14 protein-coding genes are annotated in these 16,392 nt (G+C 70.3%); 6 read left to right on the top strand and 8 right to left on the bottom strand.

Annotated features, from left to right (window positions below):
- Nucleotides 1-36: 36 nt before the first annotated feature.
- From ACIHIX_RS02175 to ACIHIX_RS02155, 5 genes are all read left to right on the top strand, one after another.
- Nucleotides 37-1,377, top strand: coding sequence for an AI-2E family transporter (locus ACIHIX_RS02175; RefSeq protein WP_399948773.1), 1,341 nt, complete (start codon nucleotides 37-39; stop codon nucleotides 1,375-1,377).
- A gap of 67 nt (nucleotides 1,378-1,444) precedes the next feature.
- Nucleotides 1,445-2,413, top strand: coding sequence for a LysR substrate-binding domain-containing protein (locus ACIHIX_RS02170; protein ID WP_399948771.1), 969 nt, complete (start codon nucleotides 1,445-1,447; stop codon nucleotides 2,411-2,413).
- Nucleotides 2,414-2,591: 178 nt separating this feature from the next.
- On the top strand, nucleotides 2,592-3,503 hold the full coding sequence (locus ACIHIX_RS02165; RefSeq protein WP_399948769.1) for a MarR family transcriptional regulator: 912 nt from the start codon (nucleotides 2,592-2,594) through the stop codon (nucleotides 3,501-3,503).
- A 42-nt stretch (nucleotides 3,504-3,545) separates the two neighbouring features.
- The gene (locus ACIHIX_RS02160) at nucleotides 3,546-3,941 is read left to right on the top strand and encodes a roadblock/LC7 domain-containing protein (protein ID WP_399948767.1); all 396 of its coding nucleotides are present in this window, start codon (nucleotides 3,546-3,548) and stop codon (nucleotides 3,939-3,941) included.
- A 4-nt stretch (nucleotides 3,942-3,945) separates the two neighbouring features.
- Nucleotides 3,946-4,374, top strand: coding sequence for a hypothetical protein (locus tag ACIHIX_RS02155; RefSeq protein WP_399948765.1), 429 nt, complete (start codon nucleotides 3,946-3,948; stop codon nucleotides 4,372-4,374).
- A 53-nt stretch (nucleotides 4,375-4,427) separates the two neighbouring features.
- Here the strand turns inward: ACIHIX_RS02155 and ACIHIX_RS02150 are convergent, their stop codons facing one another.
- The 5 genes from ACIHIX_RS02150 to ACIHIX_RS02130 form a co-directional block, all read right to left on the bottom strand.
- A complete protein-coding gene (locus ACIHIX_RS02150) occupies nucleotides 4,428-6,767 on the bottom strand; it encodes an ABC transporter permease (protein ID WP_399948763.1) in 2,340 nt (779 codons plus the stop codon).
- Nucleotides 6,764-7,450 carry an ABC transporter ATP-binding protein gene (locus tag ACIHIX_RS02145; RefSeq protein WP_399948761.1) on the bottom strand — a complete coding sequence of 229 codons (687 nt, stop codon included), beginning with the start codon at nucleotides 7,448-7,450 and terminating at the stop codon, nucleotides 6,764-6,766. Before ACIHIX_RS02145 ends, ACIHIX_RS02150 begins: the two co-directional genes overlap by 4 nt.
- A complete protein-coding gene (locus tag ACIHIX_RS02140) occupies nucleotides 7,447-7,971 on the bottom strand; it encodes a PadR family transcriptional regulator (RefSeq protein ID WP_329335181.1) in 525 nt (174 codons plus the stop codon). Before ACIHIX_RS02140 ends, ACIHIX_RS02145 begins: the two co-directional genes overlap by 4 nt.
- Nucleotides 7,972-8,076: 105 nt before the next feature.
- Complete coding sequence (locus ACIHIX_RS02135) at nucleotides 8,077-8,304, bottom strand: hypothetical protein (protein WP_194079577.1); 228 nt, start codon at nucleotides 8,302-8,304, stop codon at nucleotides 8,077-8,079.
- A complete protein-coding gene (locus ACIHIX_RS02130; protein WP_399948758.1) occupies nucleotides 8,301-9,233 on the bottom strand; it encodes an SPFH domain-containing protein in 933 nt (310 codons plus the stop codon). The genes ACIHIX_RS02135 and ACIHIX_RS02130 overlap by 4 nt, the downstream gene beginning before the upstream one ends.
- Nucleotides 9,234-9,481: 248 nt before the next feature.
- Here ACIHIX_RS02130 and ACIHIX_RS02125 point away from each other — a divergent pair, with 248 nt between their 5' ends.
- Nucleotides 9,482-11,782, top strand: coding sequence for a transglycosylase domain-containing protein (locus ACIHIX_RS02125; RefSeq protein ID WP_399948756.1), 2,301 nt, complete (start codon nucleotides 9,482-9,484; stop codon nucleotides 11,780-11,782).
- A gap of 67 nt (nucleotides 11,783-11,849) precedes the next feature.
- On the opposite strand, the gene ACIHIX_RS02120 is transcribed toward ACIHIX_RS02125, so the two are convergent.
- From ACIHIX_RS02120 to ACIHIX_RS02110, 3 genes are all read right to left on the bottom strand, one after another.
- On the bottom strand, nucleotides 11,850-13,907 hold the full coding sequence (locus ACIHIX_RS02120) for a SpoIIE family protein phosphatase (protein ID WP_399948754.1): 2,058 nt from the start codon (nucleotides 13,905-13,907) through the stop codon (nucleotides 11,850-11,852).
- Nucleotides 13,908-14,211: 304 nt separating this feature from the next.
- Nucleotides 14,212-14,904 (bottom strand): DUF402 domain-containing protein, encoded by a 693-nt coding sequence (locus ACIHIX_RS02115; protein WP_399948752.1) that lies wholly within the window; start codon nucleotides 14,902-14,904, stop codon nucleotides 14,212-14,214.
- Nucleotides 14,905-14,976: 72 nt separating this feature from the next.
- On the bottom strand, nucleotides 14,977-16,362 hold the full coding sequence (locus ACIHIX_RS02110; RefSeq protein ID WP_399948750.1) for a class II fumarate hydratase: 1,386 nt from the start codon (nucleotides 16,360-16,362) through the stop codon (nucleotides 14,977-14,979).
- Nucleotides 16,363-16,392: the final 30 nt, after the last annotated feature.

Genomic DNA, 16,392 nt, shown 5'->3' with positions numbered 1-16,392 from the left:
GGAGTGGTGGGGAGAGACGGGGGAAGAGGACGGATCATGTCGCGAGTGCCAGGGTGGCTCGGCCGGGTCGGAGCCGGACTGAGCGAGATGGGGGAACGGTTGGACGAGCGTCGAGCCGAGGTGGAGCGGGAGGAGACCGAGGACTCCGCCGAGCCGTCCGCGCCGACGCCGCCCCCCGCCGAGCAGGCGCCCGTGGTGGTGGTCCAGCGCCCCGACCCCGCCCAGGCGGTGCCGTGGGGTGTGCGGGTCGCCGCGGAGGCCGGCTGGCGGCTGCTCGTCCTCGCGGGCACCGTCTGGGTCCTGATGCGGGTCATCAGCGCCGTACAACTCGTCGTCTTCGCCTTCGTGGTCGCCCTGCTCATCACGGCCCTGCTGCAACCGACGGTGGCCCGTCTCAAGCGGTACGGCGTGCCGAGCGGCCTGGCCACCGCGCTCACCGCGATCTTCGGCTTCGTCGTCCTCGGGCTGCTCGGCTGGTTCGTGACCTGGCAGGTCATGGAGAACATCGACGACCTCTCCGACCAGATCCAGAACGGCATCGACGATCTGCGTGACTGGCTGCTGAAGAGCCCCTTCCATGTCACCGAGAAGCAGATCAACCAGATCTCCAAGAACCTGGCGGACGCGGTCGGCGCCAACACCGACCAGATCACCTCCGCGGGCCTGGAGGGCGTCCAGGTCGTGGTCGAGGCGCTGACCGGCATCCTGCTGACGTTCTTCTCCACCCTCTTCCTGCTGTACGACGGCCGACGCATCTGGGAGTGGACGCTGAAGCTGGTGCCGGCGGCGGCCCGGCCGGGGGTCGCGGGCGCGGGTCCGCGGGCGTGGCGCACGCTGACGGCCTATGTGCGGGGCACGGTGATAGTGGCCCTGATCGACGCCATCTTCATCGGCCTCGGCATCTACTTCCTGGGTGTGCCGATGGCCGTGCCGCTGGCGGTCTTCATCTTCCTGTTCGCGTTCATCCCGCTGGTCGGCGCGGTGGTCTCCGGCGCGCTGGCGGTGGTGGTCGCGCTGGTGACGCAGGGCGTGTTCACGGCGGTCATGGCCCTCGCGGTCGTGCTGGCGGTGCAGCAGATCGAGGGGCACATCCTCCAGCCGTTCATCCTGGGCCGCGCGGTGCGGGTGCATCCGCTGGCGGTGGTGCTGTCGGTCGCGGCGGGCGGGATGGTCGCGGGAATCGGCGGCGCGGTCGTCGCGGTGCCGCTGGTGGCGGTGACCAACACGGTGGTCGGCTATCTACGGTCGTACTCGCAGGGCACGGAGGCCCCCCAACCGGCGGTGGCAGCCGCGGAAGGTCCGGGGACACCGCCCCCGGACCCGGTCGAGGATGCCGCCACTCGGCCAGAAACCCCTCAGCCTCCGGCGTCACCCTGACCACCCACAAGGTGCATTGATCGCCGAAATCGCTACGCTTGGTCATGTTGATCGAGGGGAGCTATCGGTGACCGTGAGTGGCGTCGGGGCCAAGAGGCGTCAGCCCAGCCTCGCCCAGCTGCGGGCCTTCGTCGCCGTCGCCGAGCATCTGCACTTCCGGGACGCCGCCGCCGCGATCGGTATGAGCCAGCCCGCCCTGTCCGGTGCCGTCGCCGCGCTGGAGGAGACCCTCGGGGTCACGCTGCTGGAGCGCACCACCCGCAAGGTGCTGCTCTCACCGGCCGGCGAGCGGCTCGCCGTACGCGCGAAAGCGGTCCTGGAGGAGGTCGGCGCGCTCATGGCGGAGGCAGAGGCGGTACGGGCCCCCTTCACCGGCGTACTGCGGCTCGGTGTCATCCCCACCGTCGCGCCCTATCTCCTGCCCACCGTCCTCCAGCTCGTCCACGACCGCTATCCGCACCTCGACCTCCAGGTGCACGAGGAGCAGACCACGAGCCTCGTCGACGGCCTCACCACCGGCCGCCTCGACCTGCTTCTGCTCGCCGTCCCGCTCGGGGTGCCCGGAGTCGTCGAACTCCCGCTCTTCGACGAGGACTTCGTGCTCGTCACGCCTCTCGACCATCCGCTCGGCGGACGCGAGGGCATCGCCCGCGAGGCGCTGAAGGAGCTCAACCTGCTCCTCCTCGACGAGGGCCACTGCCTGCGCGACCAGGCCCTCGACATCTGCCGCGAGGCCGGACGCGCGGACGCCCCCGTCACCACCACCGCCGCCGGACTCGCCACCCTGGTGCAACTCGTCGCCGGCGGGCTCGGGGTGACGCTGCTGCCGCGGACCGCGGTCCGGGTCGAGACCTCCCGCAGCGACCAGCTCCGCACCGCCTCCTTCGCCGCACCCGCCCCGGCCCGCAGGGTCGCCCTCGCCATGCGCACGGGCGCGGCGCGCAGCACGGAGTACGCCGAACTGGCCTCCGCCCTGCGGGAAGCACTGCGGTCCCTGCCCGTACGGGTGCTCGACCGACCGGAGAAACTCACCTGAGATTCGTTCAAATGAGCGCCGAACGCAGCGAATTGCGCGGCGCCATATTTCAAATTCCGTCAGGTGGAGGCAGCTAGGAATACGCCGCCCGACATATGCCCTACGGCTGATACACATACCCCCCTCAGTGCTACGCGCCAGGCGTATGTGCGAAATGCCAGGGGGAGTGATGGCGGGCATGCGGTATTCCCTCGACCGCGTCGGCTACGACCTTCTGGCGCATGCCCTGCACCGGTGCGGGCGCGAGGAGTTCACCGGGGTGGTGCACGTGGCCGGGGCGCCCGGGGGCACCCTTCATCTGCGGGCCGGGCTGGTCGTGGGCGCCGAGAGCCCCGGCGCGCCGGGACCGGAGGCGCTGCTGCTGCGCTCCGGGCGGGTCAGCGGCGAGCAGTGGGCCGAGGTGGTGCGGGAGTCGGGCGGGGCGCGCTGGCCCGCGACCGGGCTGATCGGGCGCGGATACGCCGGATCCGCCCAGCTCAGGGTCGTCTGTGTGATGGCGCTGCACGACGCGGCCTTCGCGATCGTCGCCGGCCGGGTGCACGGCTGCGAACGCGTCGCCGAGGCCGAGCCGTTCGCCACCGTCGCCGTGGGCGAGACCTGCGTACGGCTGCTCCAGGACGCCACCCGTCGGCTCGCGGCCCTCTCCACCCTGCCCCACCCACTGCGTCCCGACCGCGAGCGCCCGATTCCCGTCCCCGGCGCCGACGCGGGCCCGCTCACCCCGCTGCGACGCGTGCTCCTCGACGAGGCGGACGGCCGTAGCACCGCACGTGACCTGGCCTTCCGTACCGGTCGCGGGGTCTACACGGTGACCGTCGAGATCGCCCGGATGCTCGCCGACGGGCTGCTGGAGTGCCCCGACGCACCGGTCCCGATCGCGGTCCGCCCGCCGCCCGACGGCCAGGGCGTCCGGCAGCGGAAACCGGCGCCGGTGGTGTCGGCGCCGCCCGCCGCGATACCGCCCGCCGTGCCCGACGCCCTGCCCCGAAGACGCCCCGGTGCCAGCGGTATCGCCGAAGCTCTCGCCCCGGACCGCACCGGAGTGAGCTGGAAAGGGTTCTTCCGCCTACGAAACGGAGCCCCGAAATGAAGAAGCCGAACAGATGTGAACAGAAACAGGGGAGTTGATTACATGGATCGCGAAGCACTGGCCCTGGAAATGCGGGGACTACGGGAACAGGTCACCGGTATCACCGACACCGCCGTGGCCGCCGCCGACGGGCTGCTCATCGCGGCCGACACCGCCGACTCGATCGACCCGGAGGGCCTCGCCGCCCTCGCCGCGGCCGGTCTCGGCCTCGCCCGCCGCACCGTGGGCGCGACCGACCGCGGCACCCTGCGGCGGACGGTGACCTACGGCAGCCACGGCTGTGCCGCCTTCTACGCCGTCGGCGACACCGCGCTCATGGTCGTACTCGGAGACGAGGGGATGGACGTGGACGGCCTGCACCGGGCCAGTCAGCCGGCGCTGGACCGGATCGACACGATCCTGAGCGCGCCCGCCGAGAAGGCGGCGGAAGGAGTCTGAAGGGATGGCGACGAAGCGTATGACCCCCGGTTTCTCCGACCAGGTGATGGGCCTGGTCAAGTCCCTCCGTACCGACGCCCCCGACTGTGTGGCCGCGGGCATCGTCGACATGTCCACGGGCATGCTGCTGTCGTACGAGACCGTCGACAACCACCCGCCCGAGGTCCTGGACCTGCTGGCGGGCGCGACCCTCGACCTCTTCCAGGGCCGTACGGTCGTGATGATCGAGGACGTCTTCAAGGAGCGGCGCGGGATCAGCAGTGACAACCACTTCTTCCAGGAGATCCTCGTCAACAGCGAGAACCTCACCCACCTGTTCGTGCGGCTGACCGAGCAGCAGGACGTGGTGGCCGTGGTGGTGTGCCGCAAGTCGGTCAACGTGGGCATGCTCTTCGCCCAGGTGCGGCGCGTGGTGCGGGAGTACAGCCTCTGAACGCAGGGAAGAGGGGCCCCGCGCGGGGCCCCTCTCCTCATTTCATTCCTCGCTCACTCCGTCCGCAGTCCGTCCGGTCGCATCAGCCGCAGCAACGGCGGCAGGCTGAGCAGGGTGACGGCGAGGACGACCGCGGCGCCCGCGCCCGTCATCTGGAGCACGCTCGTCCAGTCCACGGACACCGGGGTGGCCGTCATCTTCAGCAGGACGACGCCGAGCGTCAGACCCACCGCCGCGGCCAGCAGCAGTCCGAGGCCGATCGGGATCGCCGTCTGCCACAGCACCGACAGGCTCAGCGTGGAGCGCCGGGTGCCGAAGGCGATCAGGGACGACAGCAGCTTCTTGCGCTCGCGCAGCTGCTCCAGCTGGGAGACCAGCAGGCTCGCGCCGATCAGCATCAGCACACACGCGGCGCCGACGAACAGACCACCGCGGATGGCGGCGTAGTTCTCGTTGCGGTCGATGTTCGTGAACTGGTTGGGCTCCGCATACGGATCGAGGCGCGCCGCCGTGTTGCGGACGTACTCGCGGGCGTCCGCCACCGAGTTGTCGAGCCGCAGGAACAGCTCCGTGGTGAGCAGCCGGTCGGCTCCCGAGGGCAGCGCCGCCGGGGTCATCAGCAGACCGGCGCGGCCGATCCGGGTCGAGTCCTGCGTGGGCAGGACGCCCTTGACGTCCTTCGGGACGGTCCAGGCGAGCGGTTTCGTCGCCGGGTCGTCGTCGGAGTCGTCGAACCAGAGCGTCTTGCCGTCCTTGACCACGTCGGTCGTCTCGTAGTCGTACGCGTTGCCCGTCAGGAGGAACACGTCGCCGTCCCGGCAGGAGGGGAGCTTCGCGACCTCGCGCAGGGAGGCACAGCTGCCGACGGAGACGGGGGCGAAGTGCTGGGGGTCGGTGCGGGTGTCGCCGAGGTAGCTGTCGGAGATGTCGTAGACGTGCTCGACGCCCCGGGTCGCGGCGAGCTGCTTCTCGGCGGCGGCGACCGGGGTGCCGTCCATCACGCTGACGGACATCTCCGCCCCGGTGGCGACATCCTCGCTCTTCCGCTTCGTGTACTGGCCGTCGACGCCGGCGAACAGCATCTGAAGGGCGATGGCGCCGGCCACCGCGACGGCGATGCCGTTGACCATGCGGGCCGCCGTACCGCTGCTCAACTGGAGTCGGCGTACGGCCAGTTGCCAGGCGACGGGGCCCGCGCCGAGCCGGGAGACGACCGCCTCGACGATCCAGGGCAGCAGCGCGGTCACACCGACCAGCAGCAGCATGACGCCGCCGACGGTGAGGTACTGGTTGAAGTTCCCGCGGTCGTTGCCCTGGCCGATCATCGGGTAGAGCATCGCGAGTCCGCCCACCGGCAGCAGCAGCCGCCACCACAGCCGGCGCCGCGAGGGCTTCGCCGTCCGCACCACACCGAGCGGCTCGATGACGACCCCGCGCAGCGCGAGCTGGGTGACCAGCACGGCGGCGGCGGGCACCGCGACGGCGACCAGCAGGGCCAGCAGCGGGGAGGGGTTGAGATAGCTGGGGAAGAAGCTGTAGTCGAACAGCTCGACGGAGCCCGCGATCTCGCGCCCGACCATGAAGAACCCGGCGCCCAGGACCAGACCCACCACGGCCCCGGCCATCGCCTCGCCCGCCGCGACCCGCCGGGTCATCCGGGCGTCGGAGCCGACCAGCCGCAGCGCGGCGAGCCGCCGGTCGCGCCGCTCGCCGCCGAACCGTACGGCCGCGGCGATGAAGACGGCGACGGGCGTCAGCAGCACCGCGAAGACGACGAGGATCAGCAGCAGCAGCACCGGATCCAACGGATCGGACGCCGGACTCGGCTCCCCGAACCGCTTGATGCGGTCCACGTTGCCGCCGTCGATCTTCGGTGCGAGTCCCTCGGCGCCCCGGTAGAAGGCGAGTTCGGCCGAGCCGATCAGCCCCTTCTCCCCGATGGTGCCGACGATCCGCTGCGGCAGCCGCTCCCGCAGCAGCTTCCCGTCGGCGGAGTCGAGGAGCTTCTTCAGAGCGGGGGAGACCACCATCTCGCCCGGCGCCGGGAAGTCCGAAACCCCCGGCGGCAGCGGCGACTTGGACCCCTCGGGCTCCAACTCCCGCCCGCGCACGCTCTTGTCGTGGTAGGTGGTGGTGACGTACCCGACGACCAGGGTGTCGTCGGCCTTCTTGATCCGGGTCGCGCTGTACGACATGTCCTGCCGTGCGGCCTCCCGTTGATCCCGCACCGACATCGCGTTCGGGATCGCGGTCGTCAACAGCAGCAGCGCCACCCCGAGCCCGACGCCGACGGCCGTCAGCAGGACCCGCACCCAGCCCTCGCGTCCCCCCGCGAACGCGAATCTGACCCCCATGGCCAGGTCCCGCACCCACTGTCCCCCTGGTGAACTCATACGATCCGCTCCATGTCCCGGGACTTGCCGTCCCGTACGACGATCTCGCGGTCGGAGTAGGCGGCCACCCGTGCCTCGTGCGTGACCAGCACGACGGCCGCGTTGGTGGACCGGGCGGCTTCGGTGAGCAGTTCCATCACGCGCTCGCCGTTGAGCGAGTCGAGCGCGCCGGTCGGCTCGTCGGCGAACAGCACGCGCGGGCTGGTCACCAACGCCCGCGCCACGGCGACCCGCTGGCCCTGACCGCCGGAGACCTCGCCGGGCCGCTTCTTCCGAAGATCGTCGACCTCAAGGCGCTGCATCCACCCGAGGGCGGTCTTCTCGGCCTCCTTGCGGGAGGTGCCGGTGAGCCGCAGGGGCAGCGCGACGTTCTCCACGCAGGTCAACTCGGGCACGAGCTGGCCGAACTGGAAGACGAAGCCGAACTCGGTGCGCCGCAGCTCGCTGCGCTGCGCGTCGTTCATGGTCGCCATCTCGCGGCCGTTGTACATGATCGAGCCCGAGTCGGGCGTGACGATCCCGGCGAGACAGTGCAGCAGCGTCGACTTGCCGGAGCCGGAGGGGCCCATCACGGCGACGACCTCACCGGGGTGGATCGAGAACTCGGCGCCGTCCAGCGCCAGGGTCGGACCGTACGCCTTGCGCAGGTTGTCGGCGACCAGCAGGGAACCGGCGGGAGTCACTTGGCCACCACCTGCGCCAGCTTGTCGAGGCGCGCGGCGGTGAGCTCCAGCCAGCGCAGATCGGCTTCGAGGTGGAACAGGGCGTGGTCGCAGATGAGCTGGTCCGCGAGATCCCCCTTCCGCTTCCGGTCGGTCAGGATGCGCATCATCCGCAGATGCTCCGAACGCTGGGTGTCGAGGATGTCGGCCGCGTCCCGGTGCGTCAGCAGCGCGAGCACGATCTTGGTGTAGAGGGTCGACTGCAGATACGGCTCGGGCTTCTCGGGCGTCGCGAGCCACTGCTGTACGTCGGTGATCCCGGCCTCGGTGATCGCGTACCGCTTGCGCTCGGGGCCGCCGCCGGGCTCGATGCCGTCGACCTCGACGAGGCCGTTCTTCAGCAGCCGGGACATCGTCGAGTAGACCTGGCCGTAGTGCAGCGGCCGGTCGTGACCGAACTTCTCGTCGAAGGCCCGCTTGAGGTCGTAGCCGTGGCGGGGCCCGGACTCCAGGAGTCCCAGGAGGGTGTGACCGATGGACATGGGGAGGACTGTACATGCGGTGTATACCCCGCATGTATACGTCGAGTGTGTAGACCGTGAAACGCGGTGCCGAACCGCAGGTCGCGGCCGATTGTCACGGTTCTGCTACTGCGTCGGCGGACGCCCCCGGCGCGGGATCGGCTTGGCCTCCCCGGGCAGCCGGCCGGCGTCCGCGAGGGCCTTGCGCAGCAGGAACTCGATCTGCGCGTTCGCCGACCGGAGCTCGTCCCCGGCCCACCGGGCCAGCGCCTCGTACACCGACGGGTCCAGCCGCAGCAGCACCTGCTTGCGCTGCTGCGGCCGCCGCGCCTTCGGCGTGGACTCCTCGGTCACTGGTACAGGGTGCCGGTGTTGAGGACCGGCTGTGCGGCACGGTCCCCGCACAGCACCACCATCAGGTTGGAAACCATGGCCGCCTTCCGTTCGTCGTCCAGTTCGACGATGTCCTGCTCGCTGATCCGGGCGAGCGCCGCCTCCACCATGCCGACCGCCCCGTCCACGATCTGCCGGCGCGCCGCGACGATGGCCCCCGCCTGCTGCCGCTGGAGCATCGCCGAGGCGATCTCGGGAGCGTACGCGAGGTGCGTGAAGCGGGACTCGATGATCTCCACCCCGGCGGCCTCCACGCGCGCGTGCAGTTCGAGCGCGAGCTTCTCGGTGATCTCCTCGGCGTTGCCGCGCAGCGAGAGGCCGCCCTCGTCATGGGCGTCGTAGGGGTACTCGATGGCGATGTGGCGGACCGCCGCCTCGGTCTGCGTCGAGACGAACTCGAGGTAGTCGTCGACCTCGAAGGTGGCCTGCGCGGTGTCCTCGATGCGCCACACCACGACCGCGGCGAGCTCGATCGGGTTGCCGTAGGCGTCGTTGACCTTCAGGACGGCCGTCTCGTGGTTGCGCACCCGGGTGGAGATCTTGGTCCGCGAGGTGAAGGGGTTCACCCAGCGCAGCCCGTCCTGCCGGATCGTCCCCCGGTAACGGCCGAAGAGCTGCACGACCCGCGCCTCACCCGGCGCCACCGTGTTGAGCCCGCACATGGCGAGAAAGGCGGCGAGACCGACCAGGATGCCGCCGGCGATGAGCGCCGCCTTTGCGCCGGTCGACGAGACCGCCGTAGCGCCCGCAATCATTCCGGCACCGGCGAACAGGCCCAGCAGGCCGAGCAGCAGGGCGACTCCGCCGCCGATGCTGTGCGCGGCGAACTCGCGCACGCGTGGGGCGGGCATCGCGGGTACGTCGGCGATCGTGTCGTCGTGGGTGGTCATGGGGATCCCCCGTTCTCGTACGGCATAGCTTTGGTCTAGCTAACTGATATCACTTTAGCCCAGCAGGGCAACCTTGGGCAGCCCTCGTACGTCGGTTCCATAGGAACGGGTGCTGATTGTCACGTCCGCAAAAGGCCGGATCGGCAGCCCTTTGTCACATCTCCCGGTGTTAGCTTTCTGAGCTGACCTGAGCGGCGAACCTGTGTGACAGACGCGCACACATGAACGAAGCGGAGCGGAACGGGCCCATGGGACGAGCGGAAGAAAGACGAGCGCGACAGCGCGGCGGTCGACGTGCCGCGCCCAAGCGCCGTTCGTCGCAGGCGACCGGCAGCGCGAGCGTCGGCTCCGGCGCCGGGGCGCAGAAGAGCCTCATACGCAGGCTCTTCACCTGGAAGAAGATCCTGGGCACGTTCCTCGGCTTCTGCCTGCTCGGCATCGGCGCCTTCATCGTGCTGTACATGATGGTGGAGGTGCCCGAGGGGAACGCCGACGCCCAGCTCCAGAGCAACACCATCAAGTACAGCAACGGTGACGTCCTGGTCCGCGACGGCAAGGTGAACCGCGAGAACGTGGAGCTCGCCAAGATCCCCAAGAAGGTGCAGCTCACCTTTGTCGCCGCCGAGAACAAGAGCTTCTACCAGGACTCCGGCGTCGACCTGAAGGGCACCGCCCGCGGTCTGCTCAACACGCTGTCCGGCAAGGGCAAGCAGGGCGGCTCGACGATCACCCAGCAGTACGTCAAGAACTACTACCTGACCCCGGATCAGACGGTCACCCGTAAGCTCAGGGAGCTGGTGATCTCGCTCAAGGTGGACCGCCAGAAGTCCAAGGACGAGATCCTCGAGGGCTACATCAACACCAGCTACTACGGCCGCGGCGCCAGCGGGATCCAGGCCGCCGCGCAGGCCTACTACCGCGTCGACGCCGACAAGCTCAGCGTCGAGCAGGGCGCCTACCTCGCCGCGCTGCTCCAGGCGCCGAGCCAGTACGACTGGAACGTCGCCACGGACTACAGCAAGAAGCTGGTCAAGCAGCGCTGGAACTACGTCCTCGACAACATGGTCGAGGAGGGCTGGCTGGACGCCGGCAAGCGCGCGGACATGGAGTTCCCCGTTCCGCAGAAGCCCAAGGCCGAGGCCGGGCTCAAGGGGCAGAAGGGCTACTTCGTCAAGCTCGCCAAGCAGCAGCTCGTCAAGCAGTTGATGGCCGACGACGGCCTCACCGAGGACGAGGCGCAGGCTCAGTACGACAAGGGTGGCTGGACCATCACCCTGAACATCGACAAGAAGAAGCAGGCGCAGCTGGAGAAGGCCGTCAAGACCCAGCTCACCGACAAGCTGGACCCGGACAAGCGGACGGTCGACAAGAACATCCAGGCCGGCGCCGTCTCCGTCGACCCCAAGACGGGCAAGATCGTCGCCCTCTACGGCGGCGCGGACTACATCAAGCACGACTACAACAACGCCAACCGCGAGGACTACCAGCCCGCGTCGACGTTCAAGCCGGTCATCCTGGCCGCCGCCCTGGAGGAGGGCGCCGAGACCCAGGACGGCGACAAGATCACCGCGAGCACGGTCTACGACGGCACGAGCAAGCGTCCCGTCGAGGGCAGCGACATCGCCTTCGACCCGGAGAACGAGGACGACACCGACTACGGCGACGTCACCGTCCAGACGGCGATGAACAAGTCCATCAACTCCGTCTTCGCGCAGATGGGCGTCGACGTCGGCATGGACAAGGTCCTGAAGACGGCCGAGAAGCTCGGCATGGACACCGGCGACCTCAAGGGCCTGCCCGCCTACACCCTGGGCACGATGGGCGCGAGCCCGATCCAGATGGCCTCCGTCTACGCCACCCTCGACAACCACGGCAAGCAGGTCACCCCGACCATCATCAAGTCGGCCGAGCGCAACGGCAGCGAGGTCGACATGCCGGACCCGATCGGCGAGCAGGTCATCAGCCGGGAGACCGCCGACACGGTGACCTCGGTGCTGACCGGCGTGGTCGACGACGGTACGGCCAAGACGTCCGTCCGCGACAACCCCCTGCGCGACGGTCAGGAGGTCGCGGGCAAGACGGGTACGTCCGACGACAACAAGTCGGCCTGGTTCACCGGTTACACCCCCGACCTGGTCACGTCGGTCGGCCTGTTCGGCGAGAACCACGCGAAGCCGGGACAGGCCAAGATGTACGGCGCCGGCGGCTTCGACCGCGTCAACGGCGGTGGCTTCCCGGCGCAGATCTGGGCGGCGTACATGTTCGGCGTGACCTCCACGTCCGCCGAGTTCGACCTGGACACCGACCAGGGCGCGGCCGTGGAGCCGACGTACACCCCGACGCAGACGCCCAGCCGAACGGCGACGCAGACGCCGACGGAGGAGCCGACGACCCAGGAGCCGACCACCGAGGCCCCGACGACTCAGCCCGCGACGCAGACGCCGACCCAGACACCCACCCAGACACCGACGCAGACACCCACCCAGACGCCGACGACGAGGCCGCCGACGGACGACACGGATCCGGTGGATCCCGGGCTGGATCAGTAGCCGTAGGAGGACAGAAGGGGCGCCCGGTTCTCACCGGGCGCCCCTTCTCCGTGTCCGCCTCGCGGGGTCAGCCCCCGCGGTTCAGCTCGAACCAGACGACCTTGCCGGTGCTCAGCCGGGTCGCCCCCCACCGCCGGGCCAGCCGGTTGACGAGGTACAGGCCGCGTCCGCCCTCGTCGGTGGCCCGCGCCTGCCGCAACCGGGGCAACTGGGGTACGTCGTCGCCCACTTCGCAGCGCAGCACATCGGTCCGCAGCAGCCGCAGTGTGACCGGCCGCGACGCGTAGCGCACCGCGTTGGTGACGACCTCGCTGACCAGCAGCTCCACGGAGTCGCTCATCTCCTCCATGCCCCAGCGCGACAGGGCCCGCCGGGCCAGCCGCCGGGCACGGCCGGGGGCCGCGTCCTCCGGCTCCAGGAACCAGTACGCCACGTCGCTGGGCGCGATCCCGTCGAAGCGGGCCGCGAGCAGCGCGATGTCGTCGTCCCGGTCGCCGGGGCCGAGCATGTCGAGCACCTCGTCGCAGAGGGCCTCAAGGGGCGGCGGATGATCAGGGCCGGTCAACTGCGCGGTCGCGGCGAGCTTCTCGCGCAGCTGCTCTATGCCGGTCCACACGTCCCGCAACCGGGACTCGACGAGCCCGTCCGTGTAGAGGAGCAGGGTCGCTCCGGCCGGGGCGTCCAGTTCCACGGCCTCGAAGTCGACGCCGCCGACACCGATGGGCGCGCCCGGGGGCACCCGCAGCACCTCGGCCCGGCCACCGAGGTGGAGCAGGACGGGCGGCGGATGGCCGGCGTTGGCGATGGTGATCCGGTGCGAGACCGGGTCGTAGACGGCGTAGAGGCAGGTCGCCATGCGGTCGGTGCCGAGCCGCTGCGCCTGCTCGTCGAGGTGGTGGAGCACCTCCTGAGGCGGCAGGTCGAGCCCGGCCAGCGTCTGGGCGGTGGTCCGCAGCTGGCCCATGATCGCGGCCGAGGTCATGGAGTGGCCCATGACGTCACCGACGACCAGCGCCACCCGGCTGCCCGGCAGCGGGATCGCGTCGTACCAGTCACCGCCCACGCGCGCGGTCTCGGCGGCCGGGAGATAGCGCGAGGCCAGCCGGACACCGGTCGGGCGCGGAAGGGTCTCCGGCAGCATCGTGCGCTGGAGTTCGTCGGCGATGTACGCCTCGCGGCCGTACAGCACCGCCTTGTCGATGCCCAGCGCGCTGTGCGTGGCGAGCTGGGCGGCGACCAGGAGGTCGTCCGGCTCGAAGGCGATGCGGTCGGGGCGGCGCAGGAACAGCGCGGCACCGATGACCCGGCGCCGGCCGCGCAGCGGGGCGAGGATCGCCCGCTGTCCCGCCGGAACGATCAACTCGCCGCCCTCACCAAGCAGTTCCGGCAACGCGGCGCGGGCCGCGGGGGAGTCCGTGAAGACCGGACGGACGCCCCGCAGCACCTCGGCGAGCGCACCCCCCGCCCGCACTTCGCACAGTTCGGCGGTGACGGCCGACAGCTCGGTCAGCTCCGTCGGTTCCGGCTGGAGCGCGGGCGAGACGAAACCGCCCTCGGTGTCCCGCTCCTCCGGAATGCGGTCGGTGCGGCGCAGGCGCAGCACCAGCGGGCCGGTGGGCCGCTCGTCGCCGACCGGCAGCGGGTCGCGCAGATAGACCAGGATCGCGTCGGAGAAGGTCGGCACGGTGGCCCGGCACAGCCCCATCACGATCTCGTCGAGGTCGATGCCGCGGGCGATCCGGCGGGTCGCCGCGCCCACGAAGCGCAGCCGGTCCCCGTCCCGTCGCATCGGCGTGGGCCGGCCGGGCTGGACACCCTGTCCGGTGCGGCGCTCACCGGCCGCGGAGTCGCCGCCGCCCTGGGCCGGGATCGTGTCGGGGAGTTCGGGCACGGGCCTCGGCCGGTGGGTGTCGGGCTCGGCGGCGACGGTGGGCTGGGAGTGCTCCGGGTCGCTGCCGGGCTGCGGTGTGGTCATGTCAGGTCCGGGGGCAGGCGTCTCGCCGGCCCGGGCTTGTGCCGGTAAGGCGTTGTGCGGGGGCGTGGAGGCACGCAGGAGCGCCCCGCGAGGGTCCGCGGGGTCGGGGCCCGTCTGTGGGCGCTCGAACGAGGTGGGCTGCTCCGTCACGCGTGTCGATTCCGTCCGTTGGGGGCTGCGCGCCGCGCGTGCAGTTCGTCCCGCAGAAATGCCGATACCCGGATTGCCTGCCCCAGGAACGGAATTCCCTCGTGGTCAGCGGCCGTTCCTGTGCCACGGCCGCACCGTCCGACCCTGGGGCCTGCGTCGTCCGTGTGGCCCTCGTACCCCTCGATCACGTCCTGCCGCCCCTCGGTGACGAATGGTCAAGCTCAGTGCACGCTCCGGTAGTTGCCGCCGCGCGCTCTTGCGGAGGACGATCCTACGTTTGTTGCCCGGGGGCGCATCAAGGGTCTCATGAGGACACGTGCGCGGGCGTACGGTCCCAGTCTTCCGGGAGCAACGGTACGGCCCAGGACGGATCCGGGCGCCAGTGCTGCCAGCCGTCCGCGTACGGCCGTCCCCAGGAGCGGATCACCTCGACCGCCGAACGGCCCGCCTGCCGCACCTGTTCGGCGAGGTGGGCGTCCATCAGCCCGTCCCGCTGGGCCTGCGCGAACTCGTCCTCGTCGCGCCAGTGCCAACTGCGGTCCGGGTGCACGGAGATGTCGAGAAAGTGGTCCTCGGAGTCGACTCCGCCGTCCCAACGCGCCAGCGGGGTCTCCAGGTTCACGTACCAGTTCTTGAACTGCCAGCCCGGCTCCCAGAACAGCCACACCGACCAGGGTTCACCGGGCCGCGCCAGTTTCAGCACCCCCGTACCGAACCAGCGGTCGCGCTGGACGGTACGGGGCTTGGTGTAGCGGGTCTCCAGCGGCTCGGCGTGCACCGGGGTGCCGTCGGCGAGCACGGGCTTCACACACTCGGTGCCCGGCGCCATCCACACGGCGAGCAGGTCGTGATCGTCGCGCACGACGGTCACCGGGCGGGCGATGTGGACATGATCGCCGCCGTTCTCCCGGTAGCGCCACAGGATCTGGGCTCCGGGCTCCCAGAAGGACGCCGACGGACCCGCTTCCGTTGCTCTCACCGCTCCACCCTCTGCCATGCACAGATATTAGGTGCCATGGGCATACGACGCTGCGGCACGCGTCACGGTTCTGCGGACCGGCGTCTCTTGTTACGGACGCGTCATCCGCAGGACATCCAGCGCTTCGTCGAGCTGTTCGAGGGTGAGGTCGCCCCGCTCCACATACCCGCCCTCCAGGACGACTTGACGAATGGTCTTCCGCTCCGCGAGCGCCTTCTTGGCGACCTTGGCGGCCTCCTCGTACCCGATGTACTTGTTCAGCGGCGTGACCACGGACGGTGACGACTCGGCGTACTCACGCGCGCGTTCCCGGTGCGCGACGATCCCGTCGACGGTGCGGTCGGCGAGCAGCCGCGACACGTTGGCGAGCAGCCGGACGGACTCCAGAACGTTCTTCGCGATGACCGGCAGCATCACGTTGAGCTCGAAGTTCCCGGCGGCGCCGGCGGTGGCGACGGTGGCGTCGTTGCCGACGACCTGCGCGGAGACCATGAGGACGGCCTCGGGAATGACGGGGTTGACCTTCCCGGGCATGATCGACGACCCGGGCTGAAGGTCGGGGAGGGAAATCTCGGCGAGCCCGGTCCTGGGCCCCGAGGCCATCCACCGCAGATCGTTGGCGATCTTCGTCAGGCCGACCGCGATGGTCCTGAGCTGCCCGCTGGTCTCCACGATCCCGTCCCGGGCGCCCTGCGCCTCGAAGTGGTCGCGGGCCTCGGTCAGCGGCAGCCCGGTGGCGCGGGCGACCTCCTCGATGACGGCGGCGGAGAAGCCGGGCGGCGTGTTGATCCCGGTCCCGACCGCGGTCCCGCCGAGCGGCAGTTCGGCGAGCCGGGGGAGCGAGGCGTAGAGCCGCTCGACGCCGTACCGCACCTGAGCGGCATACCCCCCGAACTCCTGCCCCAGCGTGACCGGCGTGGCATCCATGAGATGGGTCCGCCCGGACTTCACGACATCGGCGAACTCCTCCGCCTTGCGACCGAGGGACTCGGCGAGATGTTCCAGGGCGGGGATCAGATCGCGGGTGACGGCGGCGGTGGCGGCGATGTGGATGGAGGACGGGAAGACGTCGTTGGACGACTGCGAGGCGTTGACGTGGTCGTTGGGATGCACGTCCCGCCCGAGCCGCTGGGTGGCGAGCGTGGCGATGACCTCGTTGGTGTTCATGTTGGACGAGGTCCCGGACCCGGTCTGGAACACGTCGACGGGGAAGTGCGCGTCCCACTCCCCGCGGGCGACCTCCTCGGCCGCCTCCTGAATCGCCTCGGCGACATCCTTGTCGAGCACCCCGAGCCGCGCGTTCACCTTCGCGGCGGCCCCCTTGATCCGCGCGAGCGCCTCGATGTGCGCCCGCTCGATCCGCTGCCCGGAGATGGGGAAGTTCTCGACGGCCCGCTGGGTCTGCGCCCGCCACTTGGCGTCCACCGGGACGCGGACCTCACCCATGGAGTCGTGCTCGATGCGGTATTCGCTCATGCCCGGTACAGCGTTCGGGACGGGGGAGAT

Origin of the sequence: Streptomyces sp. NPDC051913 (genome assembly GCF_044593635.1) — a bacterium.
Classification (GTDB): domain Bacteria; phylum Actinomycetota; class Actinomycetes; order Streptomycetales; family Streptomycetaceae; genus Streptomyces.
Note: the sequence above shows the minus strand (reverse complement) of the source record. Positions and strands in the feature narration are given on the sequence as shown.

Bases quoted from the DNA above. Each gene is read 5' to 3' on its own strand.
- ACIHIX_RS02125 (WP_399948756.1), top strand. From the start codon at position 9,482: ATGGGACGAGCGGAAGAAAGACGAGCGCGACAGCGCGGCGGTCGACGT.
- ACIHIX_RS02130 (WP_399948758.1), bottom strand. From the start codon at position 9,233: ATGACCACCCACGACGACACGATCGCCGACGTACCCGCGATGCCCGCC.
- ACIHIX_RS02165 (WP_399948769.1), top strand. From the start codon at position 2,592: ATGCGGTATTCCCTCGACCGCGTCGGCTACGACCTTCTGGCGCATGCC.
- ACIHIX_RS02150 (WP_399948763.1), bottom strand. From the start codon at position 6,767: ATGAGTTCACCAGGGGGACAGTGGGTGCGGGACCTGGCCATGGGGGTC.
- ACIHIX_RS02175 (WP_399948773.1), top strand. From the start codon at position 37: ATGTCGCGAGTGCCAGGGTGGCTCGGCCGGGTCGGAGCCGGACTGAGC.
- ACIHIX_RS02115 (WP_399948752.1), bottom strand. From the start codon at position 14,904: ATGGCAGAGGGTGGAGCGGTGAGAGCAACGGAAGCGGGTCCGTCGGCG.
- ACIHIX_RS02140 (WP_329335181.1), bottom strand. From the start codon at position 7,971: ATGTCCATCGGTCACACCCTCCTGGGACTCCTGGAGTCCGGGCCCCGC.
- ACIHIX_RS02110 (WP_399948750.1), bottom strand. From the start codon at position 16,362: ATGAGCGAATACCGCATCGAGCACGACTCCATGGGTGAGGTCCGCGTC.
- ACIHIX_RS02160 (WP_399948767.1), top strand. From the start codon at position 3,546: ATGGATCGCGAAGCACTGGCCCTGGAAATGCGGGGACTACGGGAACAG.
- ACIHIX_RS02155 (WP_399948765.1), top strand. From the start codon at position 3,946: ATGGCGACGAAGCGTATGACCCCCGGTTTCTCCGACCAGGTGATGGGC.